The organism is Syntrophotalea acetylenivorans, from assembly GCF_001887775.1.
In the GTDB taxonomy this organism is placed as follows: Bacteria; Desulfobacterota; Desulfuromonadia; order Desulfuromonadales; family Syntrophotaleaceae; genus Syntrophotalea_A; species Syntrophotalea_A acetylenivorans.
Genome location: NZ_CP015519.1, coordinates 1,588,308 through 1,612,923 on the forward strand (window position 1 = coordinate 1,588,308; position 24,616 = coordinate 1,612,923).

General features: G+C 53.2%; 22 protein-coding genes. 11 read left to right on the forward strand and 11 right to left on the reverse strand.

Going from position 1 to position 24,616, the window contains the following annotated elements; all coding sequences use genetic code 11:
* Positions 1–29: 29 nt before the first annotated feature.
* From hemH to A7E78_RS07215, 4 genes are all read right to left on the reverse strand, one after another.
* On the reverse strand, positions 30–1,049 hold the full coding sequence (gene hemH, locus A7E78_RS07200) for a ferrochelatase (RefSeq protein WP_072283590.1): 1,020 nt from the start codon (positions 1,047–1,049) through the stop codon (positions 30–32).
* Between the two features lie 15 nt (positions 1,050–1,064).
* Positions 1,065–2,096, reverse strand: a complete 1,032-nt coding sequence (hemE, locus tag A7E78_RS07205) for a uroporphyrinogen decarboxylase (RefSeq protein ID WP_072283591.1) — start codon at positions 2,094–2,096, stop codon at positions 1,065–1,067.
* Between the two features lie 11 nt (positions 2,097–2,107).
* Entirely contained in the window at positions 2,108–3,190 is a 1,083-nt protein-coding gene (locus A7E78_RS07210) for a radical SAM/SPASM domain-containing protein (protein WP_072283592.1), read from the reverse strand.
* A gap of 293 nt (positions 3,191–3,483) precedes the next feature.
* Positions 3,484–4,581: an NAD(P)H-dependent flavin oxidoreductase gene (locus A7E78_RS07215; RefSeq protein WP_145924861.1), complete on the reverse strand. Its 1,098-nt coding sequence runs from the start codon at positions 4,579–4,581 to the stop codon at positions 3,484–3,486.
* Between the two features lie 177 nt (positions 4,582–4,758).
* Between A7E78_RS07215 and A7E78_RS07220 the strand changes: the two genes are divergently transcribed.
* Together A7E78_RS07220 and A7E78_RS07225 are read left to right on the forward strand one after the other, a co-directional pair.
* On the forward strand, positions 4,759–5,721 hold the full coding sequence (locus A7E78_RS07220) for a sensor histidine kinase (RefSeq protein ID WP_072283593.1): 963 nt from the start codon (positions 4,759–4,761) through the stop codon (positions 5,719–5,721).
* A complete protein-coding gene (locus tag A7E78_RS07225; RefSeq protein ID WP_072283594.1) occupies positions 5,714–6,421 on the forward strand; it encodes a response regulator transcription factor in 708 nt (235 codons plus the stop codon). Before A7E78_RS07220 ends, A7E78_RS07225 begins: the two co-directional genes overlap by 8 nt.
* Positions 6,422–6,490: 69 nt before the next feature.
* Here the strand turns inward: A7E78_RS07225 and A7E78_RS07230 are convergent, their stop codons facing one another.
* From A7E78_RS07230 to A7E78_RS07240, 3 genes are all read right to left on the reverse strand, one after another.
* Complete coding sequence (locus A7E78_RS07230; protein ID WP_072283595.1) at positions 6,491–7,153, reverse strand: nitrite/sulfite reductase domain-containing protein; 663 nt, start codon at positions 7,151–7,153, stop codon at positions 6,491–6,493.
* A 90-nt stretch (positions 7,154–7,243) separates the two neighbouring features.
* Positions 7,244–7,615 carry a response regulator gene (locus A7E78_RS07235; protein WP_072283596.1) on the reverse strand — a complete coding sequence of 124 codons (372 nt, stop codon included), beginning with the start codon at positions 7,613–7,615 and terminating at the stop codon, positions 7,244–7,246.
* Between the two features lie 40 nt (positions 7,616–7,655).
* The gene (locus A7E78_RS07240) at positions 7,656–9,242 is read right to left on the reverse strand and encodes a PAS domain-containing sensor histidine kinase (protein WP_072283597.1); all 1,587 of its coding nucleotides are present in this window, start codon (positions 9,240–9,242) and stop codon (positions 7,656–7,658) included.
* A gap of 366 nt (positions 9,243–9,608) precedes the next feature.
* On the opposite strand from A7E78_RS07240, the gene A7E78_RS07245 reads away from it, so the two are divergent.
* A complete protein-coding gene (locus A7E78_RS07245; protein ID WP_072283598.1) occupies positions 9,609–10,568 on the forward strand; it encodes an ornithine cyclodeaminase family protein in 960 nt (319 codons plus the stop codon).
* A 26-nt stretch (positions 10,569–10,594) separates the two neighbouring features.
* Here the strand turns inward: A7E78_RS07245 and priA are convergent, their stop codons facing one another.
* A complete protein-coding gene (priA, locus tag A7E78_RS07250) occupies positions 10,595–12,793 on the reverse strand; it encodes a replication restart helicase PriA (protein WP_072283599.1) in 2,199 nt (732 codons plus the stop codon).
* A gap of 202 nt (positions 12,794–12,995) precedes the next feature.
* Here priA and A7E78_RS07255 point away from each other — a divergent pair, with 202 nt between their 5' ends.
* Entirely contained in the window at positions 12,996–13,868 is an 873-nt protein-coding gene (locus tag A7E78_RS07255; protein ID WP_072283600.1) for a metallophosphoesterase, read from the forward strand.
* Between the two features lie 50 nt (positions 13,869–13,918).
* On the opposite strand, the gene aroF is transcribed toward A7E78_RS07255, so the two are convergent.
* Entirely contained in the window at positions 13,919–14,932 is a 1,014-nt protein-coding gene (gene aroF, locus A7E78_RS07260) for a 3-deoxy-7-phosphoheptulonate synthase (protein ID WP_072283601.1), read from the reverse strand.
* A gap of 197 nt (positions 14,933–15,129) precedes the next feature.
* Here aroF and A7E78_RS07265 point away from each other — a divergent pair, with 197 nt between their 5' ends.
* From A7E78_RS07265 to A7E78_RS07285, 5 genes are all read left to right on the forward strand, one after another.
* On the forward strand, positions 15,130–15,444 hold the full coding sequence (locus A7E78_RS07265; protein WP_072283602.1) for a c-type cytochrome: 315 nt from the start codon (positions 15,130–15,132) through the stop codon (positions 15,442–15,444).
* A gap of 212 nt (positions 15,445–15,656) precedes the next feature.
* Positions 15,657–16,358 (forward strand): tRNA (guanosine(46)-N7)-methyltransferase TrmB, encoded by a 702-nt coding sequence (gene trmB, locus A7E78_RS07270; RefSeq protein ID WP_072283603.1) that lies wholly within the window; start codon positions 15,657–15,659, stop codon positions 16,356–16,358.
* A complete protein-coding gene (truD, locus tag A7E78_RS07275; RefSeq protein WP_072283604.1) occupies positions 16,351–17,550 on the forward strand; it encodes a tRNA pseudouridine(13) synthase TruD in 1,200 nt (399 codons plus the stop codon). Before trmB ends, truD begins: the two co-directional genes overlap by 8 nt.
* Positions 17,551–18,127: 577 nt before the next feature.
* Positions 18,128–18,913: an IclR family transcriptional regulator gene (locus A7E78_RS07280; protein WP_072283605.1), complete on the forward strand. Its 786-nt coding sequence runs from the start codon at positions 18,128–18,130 to the stop codon at positions 18,911–18,913.
* A gap of 205 nt (positions 18,914–19,118) precedes the next feature.
* Positions 19,119–19,955 (forward strand): alpha/beta hydrolase, encoded by an 837-nt coding sequence (locus A7E78_RS07285; protein ID WP_072283606.1) that lies wholly within the window; start codon positions 19,119–19,121, stop codon positions 19,953–19,955.
* Here the strand turns inward: A7E78_RS07285 and coaE are convergent.
* Positions 19,888–20,514, reverse strand: coding sequence for a dephospho-CoA kinase (gene coaE / locus A7E78_RS07290; RefSeq protein WP_072283607.1), 627 nt, complete (start codon positions 20,512–20,514; stop codon positions 19,888–19,890). The two genes, A7E78_RS07285 and coaE, sit on opposite strands and share 68 nt — an antisense overlap.
* 247 nt (positions 20,515–20,761) lie before the next feature.
* Here coaE and A7E78_RS07295 point away from each other — a divergent pair, with 247 nt between their 5' ends.
* Positions 20,762–22,411, forward strand: coding sequence for a HEAT repeat domain-containing protein (locus A7E78_RS07295; protein WP_072283608.1), 1,650 nt, complete (start codon positions 20,762–20,764; stop codon positions 22,409–22,411).
* Positions 22,401–23,723 carry an HD-GYP domain-containing protein gene (locus A7E78_RS07300; RefSeq protein ID WP_072283609.1) on the forward strand — a complete coding sequence of 441 codons (1,323 nt, stop codon included), beginning with the start codon at positions 22,401–22,403 and terminating at the stop codon, positions 23,721–23,723. Before A7E78_RS07295 ends, A7E78_RS07300 begins: the two co-directional genes overlap by 11 nt.
* A 23-nt stretch (positions 23,724–23,746) precedes the next feature.
* On the opposite strand, the gene A7E78_RS07305 is transcribed toward A7E78_RS07300, so the two are convergent.
* Positions 23,747–24,346: a HEAT repeat domain-containing protein gene (locus A7E78_RS07305; protein WP_072283610.1), complete on the reverse strand. Its 600-nt coding sequence runs from the start codon at positions 24,344–24,346 to the stop codon at positions 23,747–23,749.
* Positions 24,347–24,616: the final 270 nt, after the last annotated feature.

The window sequence follows — 24,616 nt, forward strand, 5'->3', positions numbered from 1 at the left end:
TGCGGTAGAGACTCCCTGCATACGAACTTTTATGAGCAATTCAAGGACAGATGGTGTCTGGCCAGTTCGGCCAGCGCGTCAATAAAGTCCTCATGGTCGTTCAAGGAGGGGCTGCGCACCATATGCTTGATACCCCGCTGAAAAGCTGCCGCCTGCAGTTCAATATCGATTTCATAAAGAGTTTCCACATGATCGGAAACGAAGGAAATGGGCACCAGCAAAACCTCCGTCTGGCGTGACACAGCCAACTTGTCTAGCAGGGTGGTCACCGACGGTCCGGTCCAGCGTACCGGGCCGCTGCGGCTTTGAAATCCCAAGAGCCACTCCCGGTCGGGCAGGCGCTGCATAATTCCCCGTACGGTGGCCAGCACCTGACTCAGATAGGGGTCGCCACGGTCGATGACCTTTTGCGGCATGGCATGGGCAGAGAAAAGCAATGGCACTCCGGCTTGCCGGTCGGCCGGAAAGCACTCGAGACCTTCACGGATACGCATCACCAGGGCGTCGAGATATGGAGGCCAATCATACCACTCGGGGATAACGGCATAGGACAGATCGGGGTAAAGCACCGCCGCGGCCTGCTGAAAGTCGGCGATACTGCTACCGCTGGTGGCACCGGCATACTGGGGATAAAGAGGCAGCACCAAGGCTTGATCGATGCCGTCGTCGCGCATCTGCCACAGCACCTCTTGGGCCCTTGGCGTTGAATACCGCATCAACACATAGCTCTTCCAGCGATCTCCCAACTGCCGATCTAAAGCCGTAGCCTGACGTTCACTCCAGTCACGCAATGGAGACTTACCGCCGATCTGACGGTAATACTCACGACTTTTGGGCGCACGGCGACGGGCCAGGAGGCGAGCCAGCGGCTTTTGCAACAAAGGACCACCGGGCAGCTTGATCAGGTGCCGGTCGCTAAAAAGCTTGCATAGATAAGGCTCTACGTCTTCCAGACTCTCGGGACCGCCCATATTGAGCAGTACCAGTCCGGTTTTCCGGTCGGATTGCAGTTTACCGCTGCCCGACAGGGTATCAAGAATCCGTTGCATCAAGTCCTCACCTGCCTACCCTTTGCCGCTCAGTCGGTGTACGCATTCAACCAGGAAAGCGGCTTTTTCCGGGGCTACTGTCGGCACAATTCCATGCCCGAGATTGAAAACATGCCCAGGTCGACCGGCATTTTCATCAAGGATACGCCTGACTTCCCTTTCGATAATCGCTTCCGATGCAAACAATACTGCCGGATCGAGATTTCCCTGAACGGCCATTTTGTTGCCCAATTGATCGCGAGCCCGTCCCAAAGAGGTGTACCAGTCGAGACCCATGACCTGACCGCCGGCCTGTTGTACCGTATCGAGCATAGCACCAGCTCCTTTGACGAAATGAATCACCGGCACTCCCCGCCCCTCAAGAGCGGCAATCAGCCGACGGCTGTAAGGCAATACAAAGCGCTGATAATCTGTGGGAGAAAGAATGCCTCCCCAGGTATCAAAAACCTGAATGGCCTCCGCGCCGGCATCGATTTGTGCGTTCAAGTAGCGGCAACTTGTTTCGGTAATCTTGTCCATCAGGGCCGTATAGACCTCCGGTGCCTGATACATAAGACGTTTGATGCTGGCAAAATCCTTGCTGCCGCGCCCTTCGACCATATAACAGGCCAGAGTAAAGGGGGCTCCTCCAAAACCGATCAGCGGTACCCTGTCCTGTAATTCCTGACGCAGCAAACGGATCGTCTCATAGACGAAAGGAACCTCGTCCTGCACTTCGGGAATTCTCAAGGCGTCCACCGCCCTTGCATCACGGACCGGATCACTAAACACCGGGCCCGGTTCATAGCGCAGTTCCAGCCCCATGGCTTCGATCGGGATGAGAATATCGGAGAAGAGGATGGCTGCATCGACACCGAGGATATCGATCGGCTGGATAGTGACCTCGGCGGCGAGTTCGGGGGTCTTACAGAGTTCCAGAAAGCTTAATTTGGAGCGGATGGCCATATATTGGGGCAAATATCGACCCGCCTGACGCATCAGCCAGATGGGTGTTCTTGCCGTCGGTCGCCCCCAGCAGGCCTCAATAAAATCGTATTGGATAGACATGGACACCGCTCCTATGATTTACGACCGGTCGAGGCCGGCGGCTGATAGTTACAAAAAGGTTCCTCGGCCAGATAATCACCATGAACCGCATCGGCTCTTGCCCGGCAGCCACCGCAGACCTGAAGATATTCGCAGACCCCGCATTTGCCGCGATAGAGACTGAAGTCACGCAATTCTTTCAACAAAGGAGCATTAAACCAGAGATCCTTGAAAGACCGCTCCTTAACGTTACCGGCGATAGTCGGAAAGTAGGAGCAAGGCTTTAGGTTGCCGTGAGCATCGATCAGACAGATGCTCTGTCCGGCCAGACAGCCTTTGCCGCCTCCCGTGGAAAAGGACAAGCTGCGCCGTTCGTAGGAAACCTTGGAAGCTCGCGCCAGCTGCGGGGCAATACGATAATAGTGGGGGGCACAGGTGGGACGCATGAGAATCTCCGTCTCTTGGCATTCCTGGTGGAAATGCCAGGCCAGAATCTCCTCATAATCCTCCGGCGAGATCAACTCGTCCATGATCTCCTGTCCGCGACCGGTGGGAACAATCATGAAAAGATACCAGGCGACCGCCCCGAGCTCCTTGGCCAGCCGAAAGGTAGCGACAATGTCGGTCTGATTGCGACGGGTAAAAGAGGAGTTGATCAAAAATTTGATACCGTGACGCTTTAGGGTGTGAGCGGCGCGAATAGTGGCATCAAAAGCGCCGGGGCTCTGACGAAAGTCATCATGCCGTTCGGCTCGGGAACCGTCCAGAGAAAGGGAAACCATGCGAATTCCGCTGTCGAGCATCTGTCGACAGACCTGGTCGTTGACCAAAGTTCCATTGGTCGCCATACACATGCGTAAACCCTGCTCCGTGCCGTAACGAGCGATCTTGAAGATATCGTCACGCAGCAGCGGCTCGCCACCGGACAATACCAGCACAGGCTTGGAAACTTGGCAGATATCATCGATAAGGCGAAACGCCTCGGAGGTGGAGAAGTCTCCCTCTGCCGCGTCCATATTGGAAGAACAACGACAATGAACACACTGCTGGTTACAGCGTTGGGTGGTTTCCCAGGCGATCCACTTGGGTAAAAAAGGCTGGTCGTTGCTACTCATGCCTCTCCTTTGACAAGACTGAAGCAGAAAACTATTATTGATGCATTCCCAAAAACTCACAGGATGGCCAAACAAAAATTTGGTCCACCAAGGCCTGGTGTTTTTCAGGAACGAAGACATACATCTCGTATGTCATGGTCCAGAAAAATACCGTCACACCGTAGAAGGACTTTTTGCGATGCCATTAATCTTACCTCAGATACCAGGTACTTAACAAGTTCAGGATGACAATAAAAAAGGCGGATCTTTCGATCCGCCTTTTTTCGACTTAAATGAATGGGACTGTGTAACGATCAGCCGTTAGAAACCATTTTCGGCAGAGCGGCGCTGACTCCGAACAGCTCTTCAAAAATCTCCGCCACGGTAGAGATACGGTCGGCTTTCCAGGCATTAGTGCCGCAAAAAACCAGTCCATTAACCACGTCGCCCCGCTGGGCACGATCCAACGCCTCTACAATACAGAACCTCTCCCGGCTCTCTTTGTAGGTGCATCGGTGCAGACAGTTGCTCGGACACTTCTGACCGGCAGCCAACTGCCCTTCACGAATCTGCTCGATATGCTTGATAATGGCCCGTCCGGGAAGCCCCGCAGGACTCATGACCAGACCGATGTCCTCCGGCCGACAATCGAGATAAGCCTGTTTGAAAGCCAAATCCGCGTCGCACTCATCAGTGCAGACAAAACGGCTGGCCATCTGTACCGCATCCGCACCTTGGGACAAGGCATGTTCCACATCAGCCCGATCCCAGATACCACCCGCAGCAATAACCGGAACTTCGGCCTCCCAGGTCTCCCTGAAGTAGGCTTTGACAGCGCGTACGGTTTCGTACTGATCGTATTGGCCGTTACCGATATTTTCCAGCTTTTCGCCAAGATGACCACCGGCAGTATCAGGATCTTCGACTACCACGGCATCGGGCAAGCGACCGTAATTTTTGTACCACTTGCGAGCGATCAACTGTGCCGCACGGCTGGATGAAACAATGGGAATCAACGCCACTTCGGGAAAATGTTCAGCAGTAATACCCGGTAACTGCATCGGCAGGCCGGCACCACTGACAATGAATTTGGCTCCCGCTTCACAGGCTGCTACTACCATCTCGGCATAATTGGTCACAGCGACCATGCAATTGACCCCGATCACCCCTTCCGGAGCAATAGAATAGGCCTTGCGGATTTCATCCTGAAATGCCAGGGGGTCGGCGACAGCCAGATTCTTACCGTTAAAGTGACGACTGTTGACACCGATACCGGCTGCCGCTACGGTGCCAAAACCCCCGCACCGGGCAACATGGCCGGCCAGATTGCCGGCGGATACACGGACACCCATTCCACCAAGGATCAAAGGTAAGGGAGCGCTATGACGGCCGATAGTCAGACTATGATTCACGTCTAATATCCTAATTAATATGGGGTTTAAAATACAAATAAGCCATGGTCTCACCTTGGCTTGTTATAAATACTACCACCAGCCCATAAGTAATATATGTAATAGTTATGTAAAAACAACCTTGCCTTTGGGTCAAAACCCCTTGTCCCCACTGAAGCTCAGTGGTAAGAAAGCAGTATGAAAATTTTCCGTCGTCTCGTCAGCCCTTTGATCGTCTTTATCGGCATCCAACTTGCGTGGGTGCTGGTGGTAATATTCTGGATTTCGTGGTTTGTACGCTACAACCGCAAATTCCGCACCTTGGCCGAAAAATACGGTCCTGGATTGCCCCAGAGTGGTCTCGACTGGATAGTTCTCGTCGAAGGCCTGGTACTGCTCATAGCGATCCTTGCCGGAGTCTATGTCATTTTTCTCTACTGGCGAAGGCAAACCTCCCTGGCCCAGGAACAACGCAACTTTATCTCGCAAGTCAGCCATGAATTCAAGACACCGCTGGCCTCCTTGCAATTGCACCTTGAAACCATTCGGCTGCGCCGGCCGGACCAGCAGCAGCTAGACTTCTTTCTCGGAACCATGCTTGAAGACACCGTGCGATTGCGCAGCCTGGTCGACAACCTGCTGGACGCCAGCCGACTGGAACAAAAACGCATCCGTCTCGACCTGAAACCCGGTAACTTGTCACAACTGGTTGGCGATTTTTTTCAACAGCAAACCGCAACTCTGCCGGAAGACGCTCGACTGACGCTGAATCTAACTCCACACCTTTATTCCCGAATCGATGCTGCGGCACTGCAGATGGTTTTACGGAATCTGCTGGAGAATGCTCTGCTCTATTCCGATGGCCCCCCCATCATACATGTCAGCCTCAAGGCAGAGGGCTCCCGCTGCCACCTCTGCTTTTCCGATCAGGGAAGAGGTATCGCTGACAAGGATAAAAAAAAGGTGTTCCGCATGTTTTATCGCGTTCGCAAGAGCGATGAAACGATTCGCGGGTCAGGACTCGGTCTATTTATTGTCAAAGCGGTCATCTGGCGCCACAAGGGCAAGGTCTGGCTTGAGAGTAAAGGATTGGGGAAGGGCACGAGTTTCCACATGTTATTGCCACGCATCGAGCCAATAGAGGGAGCCGGGAATGACTGAACCCTATATTCTGTTGGTCGAAGATGAACTTCACATCGCCCAGGGCTTAAAGTTCAACCTGGAAATGGAAGGCTTTGCAGTTCAACACGTGACCACCGGCGAGCAAGCCCTGGCCAAAAAGCCCTGGATCGGCTGCTGCCTGGTTATTCTCGACCGGATGCTGCCCGGCATAGACGGGCTGCAGGTGTGCCGTTCTATCCGTCAGAACAATGACCAATTACCGATCCTGATGCTGACGGCTATGAGCAAGGAGCAGGACCGTATAGCCGGACTGACCGAAGGCGCCGACGACTATCTGACCAAACCCTTCAGTCTCGAAGAATTTCTGTTACGCGTCAAAGGCATTCTGCGCAGAGCCGGCTGGTATCGCCAAAAAGCGGCAGCAGAGAAATGTTACTCTTTTGCCGAAAACCATGTCTACCTGCAGCAACAACGTGCGGTCACCAACAACAAGGAAATTACTCTGACCGAACTTGAAACCCGCATGTTGCAGGTTTTTTTTGAGCATGAAGGCGAGGTTCTGTCCCGGGCAAAGTTACTGGAATCCGTGTGGGGGGTTACTCCGGACACAGAAACTCGCACCCTGGATAATTTTATCGTCCGACTGCGTAAATATTTTGAAAAGCGGCCGAGCCATCCCCAACATTTTGTTACCGTTCGTGGGAAGGGTTACCGGTTCCAGCGACAGGCGAAAAATTAACGCAAACGACAAAAGGGGGAGCCGTCGGCTCCCCCTTTTGTCGTTTTGTACAGAAATTAAGCTCTGTATTTATCCTAAAATTTCTTTGCGGAAGGCGTCGATGCCCATCTCGTTGATGAACCTGCCGATCCGCCCCTTCTTGTTATGATTTTTGAACCATTGAACGACCTTATCCAGGATCTCCATGGCTTCTTCGTCGGTGGGGACGTGCTCGGCCAGTTTCTGCGAAAGATGGGGCATGCCGCCGCCGTTACCGCCGACCATGACGTTCCAACCTTTGGGCGTGCCGATCAGGCTTACATCCTTGATACAGGCTTCAGCACAGTCGTTGGCGCAGCCGGAGACACCCATCTTGAATTTCCAGGGCAGCTCCATACCGTGATATTTTTCGTCGAGCGCCATACCCACGCCGACTGCATCCTGCTGACCGCGCTTGCAAAAGGTGGTACCCGGGCAGATCTTTACCGAGCGCACGCAGAGCCCGATAGCATGACCCGGTCTTTGGTCCAAAGCTTCCCAAACATCATCGAGGCTTTCTTCGGCCAAGCCGACAATAGCGATACGCTGAGCGCTGGTAATTTTAAGAGCCTGAGCATTGAACTTTTCGGCTACATCAGCGATCTTGCGCAGAGCCGCGGGAGAAGTAACGCCACCGGGGATATGGGGTGCAACAGCATAGGTTTCCTTGTCCCGCTGAACAATGGCACCTTTTTCCAGGATGTCTTTTTTCATAGCTGGTTTTCTCCTAAAAAGTAAAATTCAAAAAACATACAACAGACTTCAACCACAGGTGGGATAACTCATAATGATTACGGACAATTTTTAACCCGCACCCAGCAAATTGTCAACTCTTGCGAACAGATCGTCGAGCTTAAAGGGCTTGACCAGATAATCGCCAACCCCCAGGGACGCAGCGCGATCACGCTCTGGTTGCTGATCTTTCGCCGTCAGGATCATAAATGGACATTGTTTATAAACGGGACTCTGCTGCAGATATTCAATCGTTTCAAAACCGTCCATACCCCCAGGCATCATCAGATCGACAATAATAAGATCAAAACGATGGTCCTCGGCCAGCTGCACCGCTTGCTCTCCGCTTTCTGCCAGAAAGACCTGCCGGCCTTCGCCCTGCAGGCTGATTTCCAACAGCTGCCGAATAATTGCCTGATCATCAACGATAAGTATGTTTTTCACTGTGCTACCTTTAGGTCAAGGACCGAACACTCTGCCATCATCATTCCACGGGCAGAGTAAAGTGTACTATAGTGCCCTCACCGAAACAACTTTCCACCCAGATTCTGCCACCATGAGCCTTGATGATTTCCTGAACGATATTCATACCGAGGCCGACCCCCTCAATAGCGGAATTGGACGTGTCGGCCCGATAAAACTTGTCAAAAATTCGCTGTCGTTGATCTTCGCGCATGCCGATGCCCTCATCTGCTACCGACACCTGAAAACCGCTGTCGTGACGCTGGCCAGTGACCCGTATTGGACCACCTTCAGGCGAATATTTCACTGCGTTACCAAGGATATTTTCCAAAGCCTGACGCAACTTGACCCGGTCGCCGTAAACCACCGAGTCCGGTTCAGGCAGAGCCACTTCAAACAGATGACGGTCCGACTTCCAGGAAAGTTGCGAAGTGGCTTGCTCAATAAGCTGAGAAAGATCACAGGGGGTTTTTTCCAGCACGAACCCCGTCCCCGACTCGATACGCGCCAGGTCGAGCAAATCGTTAACGGTCCTCGACAAATTTTCGGATTGATCGTGAATTATAGCCAGCAGCGATCGCTGCTGGGCGGTCTCCAAGTCAGGACGAGACAGCAATACTTCTGAGAAGCCCTGGATGGATGTCAAGGGAGTCCTTAATTCGTGAGCGGCAGTAGTGATAAACTCCGTCTTCATCGAATCGATTTCCCGCTCTCGGCTCACATCCCGCAAGGTAGTGATAATCCCGCTGTGCTTGTCAGCCTGATCATGAATCGCCGACATTCGTGCCTGCAGAGCGCGGGATGCGCCGGCACTGTCGCATTGTTCAAACTCAAAGAGGCCCCCTGCCTCGGCACAGCACAAAGCCCTGACCAATTTCGCCGGCAACAGCGCCGTTACATAAGGATCGTTTACGGACCGATTGGCTACCTGCCCAAAAGTAATTCCCAGCAAGAATTCTGCTGAAGGGTTCATGCGCACTATACGCTGGCAGGTATCGGTCACGATCAGGCCATCGCCAACGGACTTCAATATACAGGCGATATTGGCCCGCGCTTCCCGAGCAGAGGCGAGAGCGTTTTTCAGTTCTGCTTCAGTCTCTTTACGACCAGAGATATCTTGTACCAGACCGATACCATAGAGGGGTTGTCGATAGCCATCAAACACCCAGGCGCTGGTCACATGGCCCCAGACCTGTTTCCCCTCTTTGCAGACAAAGCGTTTTTCGTAATCGAAAGCTTCACATTTGCCTTGGCGAATGGCGTCAAAACGCTCCCGCGTAGCAAGCAGATCATCGGGATGGGTAAGGTCGAATACCGTCAGGTGTTGCAGCTCTTCACGACTGTAGCCGATAAAGTCACAAAAGGCTGAATTAACCTGCAGATAACGTCCCTCCAAAGTAATCGTGTTCATGCCGGCCGCGGCATGCTCAAAGATAGAACGAAATAGTTCCTCACTCTCCCGCAACCGACCATCAAGACGCTGACACCGAAGCATACTCAGCGTCAGACGTTCATTAACTTCCGTCAGTTCCCGAGTCCGCTGCTTGATCAAGGACTCCAGCGTACCACCGCCCCTTAAACAGGAAGAACGCCCCTTGGTCGGCAACAATGGCCCGCGACCCCTTCTGCCGCGCCGCGTACCCGTTATTGCAGCTTTAAGCAACCTGCGTTTAATTGCCCGGCGTGATCGATTGACTGTGGATCTTCGATTTCCCATGGCTATCGCTGCAGCAACACCGCGCCTTCTACTCAAAAAAGCAGTGCCAACATCCCTGACACCGATTTCTTGACCCGGATTAAAGCTGGAATATTCTTAAGTAAACCAGTCTAGCGGACAATATAACGAATTCAAGGGGCCGACCATTTTTTATAACATTTCGTTGTCTTTAGCAGGACAACTATTTATAGTTTCTCTAATCGTGACGTCACATATAGCGCGAACCGATCAGGCAAGATTTTCAAGGAGAATTCACCAATGGCACTATTCCTTACTGAAGGGGACGTTCAACAAGTCCTGACCATGCCCATGGCCATTACGGCAATTGAGGAGGTGCTGCGTGAGGTCAACCTGGGGTTAGCGGTAAACATTCCCCGTCAGAGAACTCGAGTCCCAAAAGGAGCGTTGCATATCCTGCAGGGAGCGGTGGAGAGTCAACAAGTCATCGGCTATAAGGCTTATACATCGACCAGAGAAGGCAACCGTTTCTTGCTTCACCTCTACGACAGCAATCACGGCAATCTACAGGCGGTTATTGAAGCAAATTATCTCGGGATGATACGCACTGGAGCCGCCAGCGGTGTCGCCAGCAAATGGCTAAGCCGCAATGATTCGACCACGGTCGGACTGTTCGGCTCGGGCTGGCAGGCAACGGGGCAGTTGGAAGCCCTCTGCTGCGTTCGACCCATCTCCCGGGTTAAGGTGATGGCCCGCAATGCGGAACGACTGAACGAGTTCTGCCGTCACAACAGCGATCGGCTCGGAATTTCCGTCGAGCCTTATCAAGATGCGGAACAGGTGGTTCGCAATAGCGACATTGTCACCACGGTCACCACAGCCGCCGAACCGTTGGTTCACTTTCCCTGGGTCGAAGAAGGCACCCATCTGAACGCCGTCGGCAGCAACGCCTTGATCCGCCGTGAAATCGACGAAAAGACCATCCGCAATTGCAACCTGGTGACCGTTGATTCCCGGGATGTCGCGGCTAACGAGTGTGGCGACCTGTTGCCACTTATTGAAAAGGGGCGCCTTAACTGGCGGCAGGTGGTAGAACTGGGGGATATCATAGCCGGTCAGGTCAGCGGCCGGACAGCCAACGCACAGATCACCTTGTTCGAATCCCAAGGTATGGCCGTTCAAGATCTAATGCTTGGCAAACGAATACTGGCGGCGGCTCAAGCAAAGGGTCTCGGCAAGGAACTGCCTTTCGGCAATTGAAAAAACTGCCGGATATTATTGCACGCTCACAACATATCGATAGGATCAACGTCGATAGTCGCTGTCACCCCGGCCGGGACCCGACTACGCAAATCTTTGAAATGGTTCAGCAAATGGCGCAAAGCAGATCGGCTGGGAGCTTTGAGTAAAATTTGTCGACGCCACTTACCCCGTAACCGGCTTAAGGGACAGGGCGCCGGCCCGAGGATTTCCACCGTTGTGCCATCCGCCAGTTCCTGCCACGCGTCCGCCAGCCCTTCGGCGGCGGCAATCACCCGCTGTTCATCGTTCCCTGCCAGCAGACAATTCACCAGGTGACCAAAAGGCGGATAACCCAGCATTTCACGGTTAACCAATTCTTCATCATAAAAAGATCGATAGTCATGCCCCGCCGCACAACTCAACACATAGTGCTCAGGATCGTAGGTCTGAATGAGTACCCGGCCTGGTTTTTCTCCCCTGCCCGCCCTGCCGGCCACCTGGGTCAACAGCGAAAATGCCCGCTCGGCAGAACGGAAGTCGGGTAAGTTCAGTGCACTATCGGCATTAACCACCCCCACCAGGGTCACACCGGGAAAATCATGCCCCTTAGCCACCATCTGGGTACCGACCAACACATCGATACGGCGACTCGCCATACCGTCAATCAATTTCTGATGGGTACCCTTACGCAAAGTGGTATCACGATCCATGCGTCCGATATTAGCCGCAGGCAGCAACTCCGCCAATTCTTCCTCCAGGCGCTCGGTACCGGCTCCTTCCGGGGCCAGTTCATTACCGTGACAAACCGGACAGGTATCGGGCGGAGTCAGGGAAAAATCACAGTAATTACAGCGCAGTACTCGTTGCTGCTGATAGTAGGTCAGGGTAATTTCGCAATTGGGACAGCGCACCGTCGCGCCGCAGTCGACACAGAGCAGGAAGGGGGCAAAACCGCGTCGATTCAAAAGCAGCAGGGATTGCTCTCCCCGTTCCAGATTTTCCAGCAGGGCCTGTCGCAGCGGCTCAGCTAAAACGCCTTCGGGACGTTGCTCGGACAGGTCGACCAGTTCCACTGTCGGCAACGGCCGCCCCATAACCCGGTCTGCCAGGGGCAGGTATTCACTCTGCCCCTGCTGAGCCCGATAAAAGGTGGTCAGGGCCGGAGTGGCACTGCCCAGCAATACAGTGGCACCTAGCATCTGGCCCCGCAACAAGGCCAGATCACGGGCATGATAACGAAACCCGTCCCCCTGCTTGTAACTGCCCTCATGTTCCTCGTCGACCACAATGATCCCCAGGTTTTCGATGGGGGCAAAAATCGCCGAGCGGGCACCGATCACAATATCGGACTCCCCGCGAGCCACGGTTCGCCAGGTGTCATAACGCTCGCCATCGGACAACCCCGAATGAAGCACAGCCAACCGTGCGCCTTCCGCAGCAAACCGCGCTCGAAAACGCCCCACCAACTGGGGGGTGAGGGCAATCTCCGGTACCAGCACCAGCGCTTTACGACCCAACTTCAAAGCCTGCTGAACAGCTCGCAAATAGACTTCCGTCTTGCCACTGCCGGTCACACCGTGCAACAACATCGGTCGAAAATCGTTGCCGGCCAGTGCTTCTTCGATAGTCTGCAAGGCGACCAGCTGCCCCTCAGCGGGTTCGACAGGACAATCGGCTGTCAACGGTACGGCTGCAAAGGGATCACGGTTTCGTTCTTTTTTGTCTTCAGTGACAAAGCCCTGCTCAACGAGGCGTTTGAGACTGCCATAGACATCGCCGAACTGTTCTTTTAATTGCGTCAAAGGCGTGGCGCCGTGCTGTCTCAGATAATCCACGATGGCCCGCTGCTTCGCCCCCCGCGGTTCCTCCTTTTCAAGCAGCAGAGTAAAAAAACTTTCGCTAAGGATTTTCGGGCCCTTCCCGACACCACTCAAACCAGCCGGCAGCGCAGTGCGAATCACCTCTCCAAGGGGATGACAATAGTAGTCGGCGGCCCATTCAAAAAACGCCACCATCGATTCATGAAAAAGGGGCTCGCGATCGAGCACCTCAAGCACATCTTTCAGGCGCGCAACGGGCTGATCGGTAAAGCCGAGTAGATAACCGACCACCTGCCGTCGACCGAGGGGCACCCGCAGGCGTGCACCGACCCGAGCCTGCTGGGACAACGATTCGGGAATACGGTAGTAAAGAGCCTGGGGTAAAGGAGCGGCAACAGCCACGCGAGCAATCAAATCAGACAAAAGTGAAAACCTCGGTGCCTACAAGGCACTGTCGTTTGTGTTTATAAGCGCCCATAGAACATTATTGGACATCCCAAATACTTGCATTTGGTGCCCTGACAGGGCCCATGCTATAGTTCGACATAAAGCGTTGAGAAAAGGCAAGGTTTATCCAGAAGCATCAGGAGTTTACTTGCATTATCCGGCAGGAGCATCCTAATCCGTGAGCGAACCCACTACGAATAAAACCATCACCAGCCTTTCCCGCCGCAAGTTTCTTACGGTCGGCACCGGGCTGATTGGAGGTCTCTTTCTGGGCAAGGCCTGCTGGTACGAGCCACGGTCTTTCGTTGTGGAAAAAGTGCAGCTGAGCATCGCCAAGATCCCCCCGGGGCCGGGACTGCGCATCGTCCATCTGTCGGACTTCCATCTGCGTTCCTTGCCCAATCATTTCGCCGAGGCCGCGACAACCATCAACGAACTGCGCCCTGACCTGATCCTGTTAACCGGTGACTATTTGGACCAAGCACGCAAACTTGAGGGCGCCCTTGAGTTCGTCAGCTTACTGCGGTCCGAAGGAGGCATCTTCGCCGTTCAGGGCAACTGGGAATATTGGTCCCGCCTGGAGGGGGAACCTCTTCGGCGGAAACTGGCCAAGGCGGGAGCTGAGCTATTAATCAACGAGCGCCGCGACCTGCTGATACGCGGCATCCCCTTATCGATCCTCGGTATCGACTATCCTTCGGCCTCCCAAGGTCTGGAAAAGATACGGCAGGCCGCAACCAGCAATCGCCTCAATGTTGTCTTGTCCCATGTCCCGGCCTTTGGGCACGACAGACTGTCACCAGTGGCCGACTTGATCTTAAGCGGCCATACTCATGGCGGGCAAGTTCGCCTACCCTTTATTCACCCCTTCTATCTGCCTCGGTTCTCCGCCCCTTTTGTTTCCGGTCTCTACAGAGTAACGGCCAACAACATCCCCCTCTACGTCAATCGCGGCATGGGCACCAGTGTTTTACCGGTCCGTTTTTTCTGTCAGCCGGAAATTGCCTTGTTGCAGTTACACAGTCCAGCGGCAGGCGAAGTACCCTGGTAACAACAGCCCGCATCCCGGTTCAATGGCCTCCTAAAACCCGACATGTCGCCTTAGCATGTTTCGAGCACAGGCAGCAACCGGCGAATTTGATCCATTAAATCGGCAAAACCTTCGCCGGTGAGACTTTGAGCACCATCGCAAAGAGCGGTTTCCGGCGTGGGGTGAACCTCTATCATCAGACCATGCGCCCCGGCCACCAGTGCCGACTTGGCCATAACCGGCACAAGAGACCTTTTACCGGTAGCATGGCTGGGATCGACCACAATCGGTAGATGACTCAATTCCCTCACCAGGGGGACAATGGACAGGTCAAGAGTATTTCGAGTTGCGGTTTCAAAGGTTCGGATGCCCCGTTCGCAGAGCACCACCTGACTATTACCCTCAGCAAGAATATATTCAGCGGCTGCCAGGAATTCCTCCAGCGTAGCACTCATACCCCGTTTGAGCAGTATTGGACGATCGAGTTTACCGACTTCTTTCAGCAGCTCAAAATTCTGCATATTACGGGCGCCGATCTGCACCAGATCGGCATATTGACAGACCGCGTCTAATTGACCGATGCGCATGACTTCCGTAACTACCGGCATATCGACTTCGTTGCCGGCAGCGCGAAGGTATTTAAGGCCTTCAATACCCAATCCCTGAAAGGAATGGGGGCCGGTTCTCGGCTTGAAAGCGCCGCCCCGCAATATTTGGGCACCGGCGCTCTTCACCAATCGAGCGGCCGTCACGATCTGTTCTTCGCTTTCGATAGAGCAGGGACCAGCCATAACCACCGGAGCCAATCCATTACCCAGAACCACCTCACCCACCCGCACTTCGCTGGCAGCAGGATGGAAATCGCGAGAAACCAGTTTGTAGGGCTTGCTGACATGGATAACCTCAAGCACACCGGGAAGCTCCAAGATAGTGCCATCATCGACATAACCCTGATTGCCAAGTACCCCGATGGCCGTCCGCTCTTTACCGGGGATCGGCTCACTTCGAAAACCAAGGGCGGTCACAGCTGCCTGAACGGCCTTGATCTCTTCAGCTGTGGCGTGATGATGCATTACGATAAGCATGGCTCACCATCCTCTTCCGTTAAATATACAAAGACCAAACACAACATTTAGGTTTTTCCTGTTCCTTATTCAGACTATGGTTAAATACCACTTTTTATCGAAGCTTCGCAATTGTCAAAACAAACGGCAAAATGCTATGCTCGCTGAAGCTTGATACAGATTCGACAACTCAGCCCCTTTCACTACGATTCCCACCAATGACCATAATCCGCCAGATTGGCCTATATATCATGATACTGGTTCCCCTCTGCTTAAGCTCTGCTACCGAAGCAGCGGACACACCGGGGGATATAATAGCGATGCTCGGTTGCCGCGCCTGTCATCGATTAAACGGTAAGGGCGGTCAAATCGGACCAATCCTCAACGGAATCGGTCAGCGCATGAACAGGCGGCAACTAGAGCAGATGCTGATGTCCCACGAGGCAACAGAGCCCAAACAGCACATGCCGCATTACGACTACCTCTTCGAATCAGAAAGGCAACAACTGCTAGACAGCCTTGAGCATCAATAGAGTGTTTGTTTTGTCCCCCTTCTGATAGTTGAAAAAGGTTGTCAGCTATGATATTTTGCCGGGCTTTGATTCTCCAGTAAGGGAACAAGTGACCCGAGTATTTTTCAGGGATGTTTCCGGCAACCACCGATAATTAACCAACAACTTTTTTGTTGCCTTAAATGCCTTAGAACCGTTGTTCAGCACCCAGTCAACAGAGAGTATGATTCTTCATGACTCAGCGCATCATTGAAATAACCTCTCCAACATTTCTCCCGGAGCAACAACTTGAACCCCCGGTGGATTTTGCCGCAATCTTTGGCAACGACAATCCCCTTGCCCTGGAGATCGGCTGTGGCATCGGAGACTTCATCGTTCAACTGGCGGCACAACAACCACAGCGAAACTTTTTAGCCATCGATATCTATAACAAGGGCTGCTACAAGACCTGCCGAAGAATCGACAAAACCAGCCTGACCAATGTTCGAGTCATGCGTATCGAGGCCCGCTTTCTCCTTGACCGCTATCTGACCATGGATAGCCTGGATGCCGTGTATATCAACTGCCCTGACCCCTGGCCAAAGAAACGTCATCGCCAACGGCGCCTTCTCAATCAGGAATTCCTAAAAACATTGCTGTACTATCTGCGACCCGGCGGCGAACTTTTCTTCAGCACCGACTTTGCCGATTATGCCGAACAGGTCGCCCCGCAACTGCTCAGTCTGCCCGACTATCAAAGCAAGCTCGAACAACTGCCCGGACAGTTGCCGGCAGACTATCCCCGCTCGAAATACATGCGCCGTTTTCTGGACCGGGGACAGCCGATCTATTTTCTGCACTGCAACAAAAAGGAGTCTTGCGACAGCGGCCCTCATTTGCTTGCACCGGTCAGCCCGGGATTTAGAACCCCTTGGAGCACCATTCCCCATGGCTGACTACTTGACCGAAAATTTCGCCGGCACCGGCGGCACCATCAAAGAGTGCCCGGAAGACTTCCGCGTCGAAGAGATTCCTCTCTATGAACCTTGCGGAGAAGGCGAACACCTGTATCTCGACGTGGAGAAAAGCGGCCTCACCACCCTCGACTTGCTGGATACTCTGGCAAAAGCCCTCGGCGCCAAACGACAAGAGATGGGCTATGCCGGTCTAAAAGACGCACGGGCGATCACCCGGCAAACCATCTCGGTGACAAAAGTCAGCCCCGAACAAGCCATGGCCTTGCAAATTGATGGCGTTACCATTCTGGCAGCCCGCTATCATCGAAACAAGCTACGCACCGGTCATCTAAAGGGCAATCGTTTTATTATTCGCATTCGCAATGTCGGTCCGCAGGCCCTGGAGAGAGCACAGGAAATCTTGCATGTTCTGCAAATGACCGGGGTGCCCAACTACTTCGGCAAACAGCGCTATGGCGTGCTCGGTAACAACCACTTAGTGGGCAAGGCTATATTGAATGGGGATTTCCCTGGCGCAATCGCTCATATCATCGGTGACCCGACGGCTATCCTCAACAGCGATTGGCAACGAGCTGCCGAAGCCTTTGTCAGCGGCGATGTTGAAGCAGCCCGCAGCCTTCTGCCCCGGGGCATGGGCAGCGAAGCTCGGCTACTGGGCCAGTTAATCAAGGGGCATTCGCCCAAAAAAGCTCTTCTCGGCATGCCGCACAAGCTGCTACGGCTCTATCTGTCGGCCTATCAATCCTGTCTCTTCGACCGACTCGTAACCATGCGGCTCGCCTCACTGGAGACCCTCTGGCCTGGCGACCTCGCTTACAAGCATGACAATGGGGCCTGTTTTCTGGTAACCGATCCGGCCGCAGAGCAACCGCGCGCCGACCGACTGGAGATCAGTCCGTCAGCCCCACTATACGGCTACAAGGTCACATTGAGCCAGAAGCAAGCAGGCATTCTCGAAGAAAGTCTCCTGACCAAAGAAGGTTTGTCCCGCGAAAGCTTCCGCCTTGCTCGGGGCCTCTCTCTGGAGGGGAGTCGCAGACCGCTCCGTGTACCGTTGGGGAAAGTCACTGTCGAAAAAGAGAACGACCATCTGGTCGTAGCCTTTTCCTTACCCAAAGGCAGCTATGCCACCAGTGTTTTGCGCGAAGTGATCAAAGCGGATGAAACCTGAGAGGTTGAGGCCAAGCGACAACCGTAACCTTTTCAGCTACTGGGCATATCAAATGATTGGCATGAAGTCTGCTTAAAGAAAGCACCAATAAAACACCGTACTTGTTTTACAAAAAACCCAAAAAAAAAACAGTTTGGTAAATTATTTTATTGCTTTCCAAACAAAAAAACCGCAGCACATTAGGCCAGCCAAACAACCACCAAAAAGATGGCCTAAGATGCTGTTGTTTCTCAGCTTTATGAAAGAAATACTCCATAAATATTTCTTGTCTAGCATTTATCTTTAAAGAAAAATGACAAACGAACCGCATTGACAATTATAAAACAAGATTTTAGTATTTAAGCGGCAATGTATAAAAAGGCAGCTTTTCAGGCCACTTTTTTAATCAGGCAATGAGCCAAATCATAACAGGCCCTTCGCCGTTATTTATTCATTCAATTATTGAACGACAACACTTTGCCTCAAAACCTTACCCCTTCGGTGCGATCAAACACCCCGAAGCAGGCAAGGATCTTCTCGCCGCAAACAGTAGAAAATTTGACCCATAGAATGAATTTAAATAAGGATACAAAATACCATGGCACGTAAAGAAAAATCCGAATACATGATTCAGGCAGTGTCCCACGCCCTCGATCTGCTTGAGCAGTTCCATGGCGACGACGTTGACGAACTCGGAGTCACCGAGCTGAGCAAGCGGTTGAAGCTTCATAAAAACAACGTTTTTCGCCTCCTTGCAACCCTCGAGTCCCGCGGATATATCGAGCAGAACAAAGCGACCGAAAACTACCGTCTGGGCCTCAAATCCCTGGAGCTTGGCCAAACCTTCATCAAAAAGATGGGCCTGCTGCATCAGGCCAAACCGGTCCTTGAAGAACTGGTCAACGAATCCAACGAAACCTCCTACGTCGCCATCTTTAAGGACGGCTATATCGTTTACCTCGACGTGGTGGAAACCCGCCTGACGGTGCGAGTGGTTTCCCGTGTCGGAACCCGATTGCCGGCCTACTGCACCGCCGCAGGGAAAGTCCATCTGGCTTATATGTCCGACGAGGAACTGGAAAGCGTCTTGCCCAGCCAGGAACTGGATGCCTACACGCCCTATTCCATCACCGACCGCCAGGAGCTCAAGAAAGATCTGGCCCAAGTTGCCGAGAGGGGCTATGCCTTTGACATCGAGGAGCTCGACATTGGTGTCCGTTGCGTTGCCGCCCCGATTCGAGATTACACCCGGCGCATCGTTGGTGCCTTGAGCATCTCCGGTCCCGCTACCCGCTTTTCCGACGAACGACTGGAAAAAGAACTGGTCCCTCTGGTGACTCGCGCCGCCGAAGAACTTTCGACCCGTCTCGGCTTCCACAAGTAGACCCGTTTCGACCGAGTCAAGACAACTGTTAACGACATGCAGACTGTTTTCTGAGCGAAACCACCACCCCTTGAACCTGGGCAGTCCAAAAGACCGGTCGCCTTTCAACCGAAGCCATCTTCCAGCTTCGGTTGAAAGGCTGGCTTCCTTGTCGGCCAACCGACTCGCAAACACTTTCCCGCCACCTCGGCAAGCCCTCTCAGCCATGACCACTAACGAACCATCACAACTGGAAGCACTCATCTCCCGTGCCCGAGAACAAGGCGTCCTAAATGACGAACAGCTGCCTTTTCTGCTGACGCCGGCCAGGCCCAACGGCTACGGAATTCTGCTGGTTCACGGTTTCACTGCCAGCCCCCGCGAGATGGAGCCCCTTGCCCGGCTTCTGACTCAATTGGGATTTACGACCATGGGGGTACGACTACCGGGTCACGGCACCAGCCCGGAGGATCTGGCCATTCGGCATCACGATGAATGGCAACAGGCAGTAGAGGAAGGATATCTACTATTACAGCAACACACGCAAAAGATCTTTGGACTCGGCCTTAGCACCGGCGCCCTGCTGATCATTGCCCTGGCCGCTCGGCAACCACTGGCGGGAATGATCCTGCTTTCACCTTTCCTACGGATGAAACATCGATTGGCGCCGGCCGCCGGCCTTTTGCGCTTTATCAAAAAGTATCAGAGCCGACCGGTTGCCCCCGAGGAGGCAGCAACCTATTACGACCGCCGACCTTTACATGGAGTCCATCAGCTTAATCGGCTCTGCCGTAAGGTGCGCCGACTGGCTCGCCAAATAACCATCCCTGCACTTCTCGTTAACGGCACGGGAGATAAGACCGTTCGCGTCGACAGCAGCCTGAAACTATTTCACCTGCTGCGGAGTCAACACAAAATCTTTCATCTTTACGGCCCGGAAGTCGGACACGCCCTGACCGCACCGGAGAACCCCCGACGCCTGGAGCTCTACAGTCTCATTCAGCACTTCCTGAATCTTTGGGCTCCCGCGAAGGGGGACTCAAATATTCCATCAGAGACCTGACCTGCTCCTCGGTCTCTTGTGGTGACCCTGAGTTGTCGACAATAAAATCGGCGCGGGCTAGTTTTTCCATCTGCGGCATCTGGGAATCTATGCGGGCCAGAGCCTTTTGCCGGTCGATTCCATCCCGAGCCATCAAACGTGCTAATTGAACCTCCGCATCGACCTTTACCACCAATACCTTATCGACCTGCCGGTCGGCACCGGCTTCAAACAGCAAGGGAGCATCATAAACCACTAGCGGCGCCCCTTCTTGTTCTGCCTCTCGCAGTCTCTTGCTGGCCAACTCGGCAATTGCCGGATGAGTAATGTTGTTCAGCGCCAAACGGGCCTGATGGTCATTAAAAACCATATCGCCCAGCAACTGACGATTAAGGGTGCCATCTTCCCTGAGCACCTGCCGGCCAAAGTACGCGGCGATCTGCCGTAAAGCCTTGGCACCCGGCCGGACAACCTCCCGAGCCAAAAGGTCAGCGCTAACCACCACAGCCCCCAACGCTTGAAAAGTCTGTGCCACTGTTGTTTTACCGCTGGCGATGCCACCGGTTATGCCCAACACCATATATCTACCTTTCCCAAACAAGTCGATCCACTGTTGAACATCAAAAACTAGTGAAATCAAATAACAAATGTTGTAATATTAAAATATTTATTTTTATCTATTGCTGCTTAGCGGACCTGTTTATCGATCTTGTGGTAAAACATATCATAATCACCAGCAGCAGATGCAACAACCAAGCTTTCAATTGCAGAACTAATTTCAACGAGATGAACCCTGCTGGTCAGCGGAGAGGCATAGACATTTCGCCATGAATGAAATCCGTAGCGGACATAACGACCCTGCTGAATTTCGCCGGCAGGGGCAGGTTGCAAAAGCCCTTCTCGGTATCGGCAAGCTGTTCAAGGCGGTCCGCTTCTATCCCCCCGGACATCCGGCCCTCGAGAGCACGTGCCAAGAAACCCTTAATCTTCTTGCTCCCCTGCTGCGGCAGGGACAAATGGTAATTATCATTAGAAAAACTGGATTTTACTGGCAGGAAGAACCTGTCGGCAGCGATATCCCACCCCTAAAAGACCTAGCCTTCTTCTTTTTCGCCCGTTTAGTGCATCGCCTGTTATTTCTACCTGACCTGACGATGCGCGATCTTGAGGCTTTCGCTCGCTGTGCCATCGGCGAACCGGCTGAGATACAGCGGGCAGGGGGACTTCAAGAACTTCTTCTGCAACAACATATTACCGGCCTGTTCCTCAATGAAATTGACTTGCAAACCATCCAGGCCCGGCGTGAAAAGATCCTTGTTGAGCAAGGCATCGATCCGGGGAAACTGGACGAAAGCCCCTTTGATCCGCCCCCAGAGCCGCCACCAGAAATCGACACGAAACAGATCCTGTCGCCCGAAACACTGCTAGAGAACCTTTCGGCCGCCCAACTCGATCCGGCACAACTGCTACAAGAGCTGGAAAAGAACAACTCGGATCAACGCTATCGCCTGCTCTGTCAAAAACTCGTTACCATTCTGCCAGAACATCTGCACGAACCGGAGCTGTCCACACCGCGAAAAGCTCTGCTATTACTGGCCCGACATGGTGCCGAAAGATCTCGCAGCAACGACCAACGCCGATCATGCCTGGAGGCCCTCGACAAACTCGCCAGGCCGGAAATACTGAAATTCTTCATCAATGCTCTGTGCGACAAACACCAACACAGCGGGGGGCGTGACAACATTATCGAGGCCCTGAGCGTGTTTAAAGAAAAAGCAGCCGTTGCCCTGGTCGACAGACTGGCCAACGAAGAGAATAGCCAAGTTCGAAAGCTGCTAGCAGAAGCCTTGATAAAACTCGGCAACTGTGCAGCTCCTGCCCTTGTTGAACGACTGGCCGACAACCGTTGGTATATTGCTCGTAACGCAGTGGCCATTCTCGGCAGAATTGCGAACCGTAAGACCGCCATCCACGTTCGCCCCTATCTTGACCATCGCGATCACCGCGTTCGAAAAGAGGCTGTACGATCCTTGGGCCGCATCGGCGGCCCCGTTGCGCTCAAGGGGCTACAGCCCTTGATCGACAACCGGGACCGGGAACTATGCCCCCTGGCAATTGTCGCCCTGGGAGCAATGCAAAATGAAGCGGCAGTCGGACCGTTGATCCGATTGCTAAATTCCTTTGACCCATTGTTGAAGACTTTTGACCTCAAAAGAAGAACGATCAAGGCCCTGGGTGCCATTGGCTCGCCACAAGCCGTCCCTCACCTTGTAAAAGTCCTCAGAAGAAAGCGTCTCTGGAAACGAAACCTCCATAACAAGCTCCGCAGCAGCGCAGCTCAGGCACTAGGGAATATTGCCACCGAGGACTCGCTTCTAGCCCTTGAAATTGCATGCAAGGACCCTTCGCCACTGGTCGCCCATGTAGCGCGGGAAGCTTTCGACAAAAATTTAGCAAGGACCAAAAATGAACCCTGAATTGTTCCAGCAGATTGTCATAGGCTTTACCAGCACTTTTAAAGGATTGCACCTTTACCCGGCTCAGCATCCCACCATTCGTATCCAATTGGAAAAACTGCTCCTGCGCCTGACCACCCATCTTGAGCAGCGGGAAATGCTTAAAATGGGTTTGCTGGAAGACACCTTATTCATCGATGACCACCTGTTTGCCGTTCAGACTCCGGCCACCACAATACTTACCCAACTACTGAAGCAGTTTCAGATCGAAGCCTTGGAATTTCACCGAGGCCTTACCGAAAACGAACTGCTTTATTTTCTGCAACTCTTGAAACAGACAGACATCGCCCCGGAGGATTTGGAGGCGATGCTGGCAGAACAAAATATCGAGCATATTCGACTGGCTGGCGGCAACCCAGACGAAGATCAGGAACCGCGCAAAATTTACGGCCGAGCCATGACGGTCGTTAATGAGATGTTCGAAGACGTACACTTGGGGCGCATTCCCTGTTCGAAAAAAGCCAAGCATGTCGTTAAGGACATGGCAAGGCTTACCCTGTCCGACCCCCATGCCCTTTTTGCTCTGTCCATGCTCAAAAGTTACGACAACTACACCTTTACCCATTCGGTCAATGTCTCGGTGATAGCCTTGGCAGTCGGCCGAGCCTGCGGATTAACGGAAGAGCAACTGCGCATTCTGGGGCTGGGAGGTCTGCTGCACGACATCGGCAAATTGAAGATCGACCTGGAGATTATCAACAAACCGGGGCGCCTGACCGAACAGGAATTTGCCCAGATCATGAACCATCCCCGCCTGGGAGCGGAAATCGCCCATGAGGCAGAAGGCATTCCCCCAACAGCTATCGACATCGTGTTGGGTCATCATCTTCGTTATGATTGCCAGGGTTATCCTGCCGATGCGCAATTGCAAGGCTCTATGGAAATGGTCAATATGGCTGCCATTGCGGACACCTATGATGCCATTACAACTCTGCGGTCCTACCAAAGACCGGTCTCTCCGCGACAAGCCGTGGCCAAGATGCTAACGGTCAGCGGAACCATGCTCCATCCGGAATACCTTGACGCCTTTATCACATCCCTCGGCACTTATCCCGTCGGCAGCTTAGTGCGCCTGGCGAACAACGAAATCGGCTTGGTGGTCCGGGTCGGCACTGACAATCCCGATGAAATCGAGGTCAAAATTCTTTTTGACGCAGACGGCCAACATCTGTCAAGACCACGCTCGTTACAAATGGCGAGCAACGTTAAGCACCTGGTGGTGGCTGAAGTCGACAGCTTTATCAAAGGTATCAATCCGGTCGATTATTTTTGAGCAAGTCTGCAGCAGGAAGGTTTTCAGCGGGAAAGGGCGGGATCATCTGTTTCATCGAGAGGTAGTACACCCAGGGCTTCAGCAGCAAGGGCTCGCAGGACAGGACGCGGATCATTAAGCAGAACCAGCAGGTCGGTCTCTGCGGCCGGGTCGGCGATGGCGGCGAGGGACCGCACGGCACTTTTGACCAATTCCTCATCCGACCCTTGCAAAAGAGCTGTTAAAAAGGGAGTAAGACGCCGGTCGGAAAAGTTGCCAAGAGCTTCGGCTGCATGAACCCTAACCGCCGGATCGGGATCTTTAAGGTGCCGTACCATGTACTTAAGTACTTTAACATTCTTTTTTTTGCCCAAAACCTGAAGTGCGGCACCACGAACATCCGCCTCTTTGGCATTAAGAGCGGCAACCAGCGGAGAAAAAGCCTTGGAGCTGGCTACCTTCTCCAAAGCATAAATTGCTCGGATCTGCTGCTCGCGACTGCCGGCTTTCAGTATCTTGGCAATAGCACCCAGGCCTTGCATGGATTCAAGCTTTTCCAGTGCCGCTGCGGCAGCTTCACGCACATCACTTTCCGTATCGCTCAATGCTGCAACCAGAGCTTCTTTTCTTTTTTTCAGCATCATCCACCCATAACAAATAAGCGATCACCAAACGCATATAAACGCATATAAACGCATATAAACGCATATAAACGCATACTAACAGAAAGCAAAAAACGGTGCAACGGCTTTACATTCCGCGCCTATTGTGCCCTCTCAACTGCGGAACCACGCAAGACTTGAATCCGTTGGTAGTTCCTGCTATTATGGTTCGCTGAGCCCTTCAAAATGTGGTGCAATGTGGCCTAATGTGGTGCAGTGTGGTGCAGCATTTTATGCTGGCCGGCAATAATG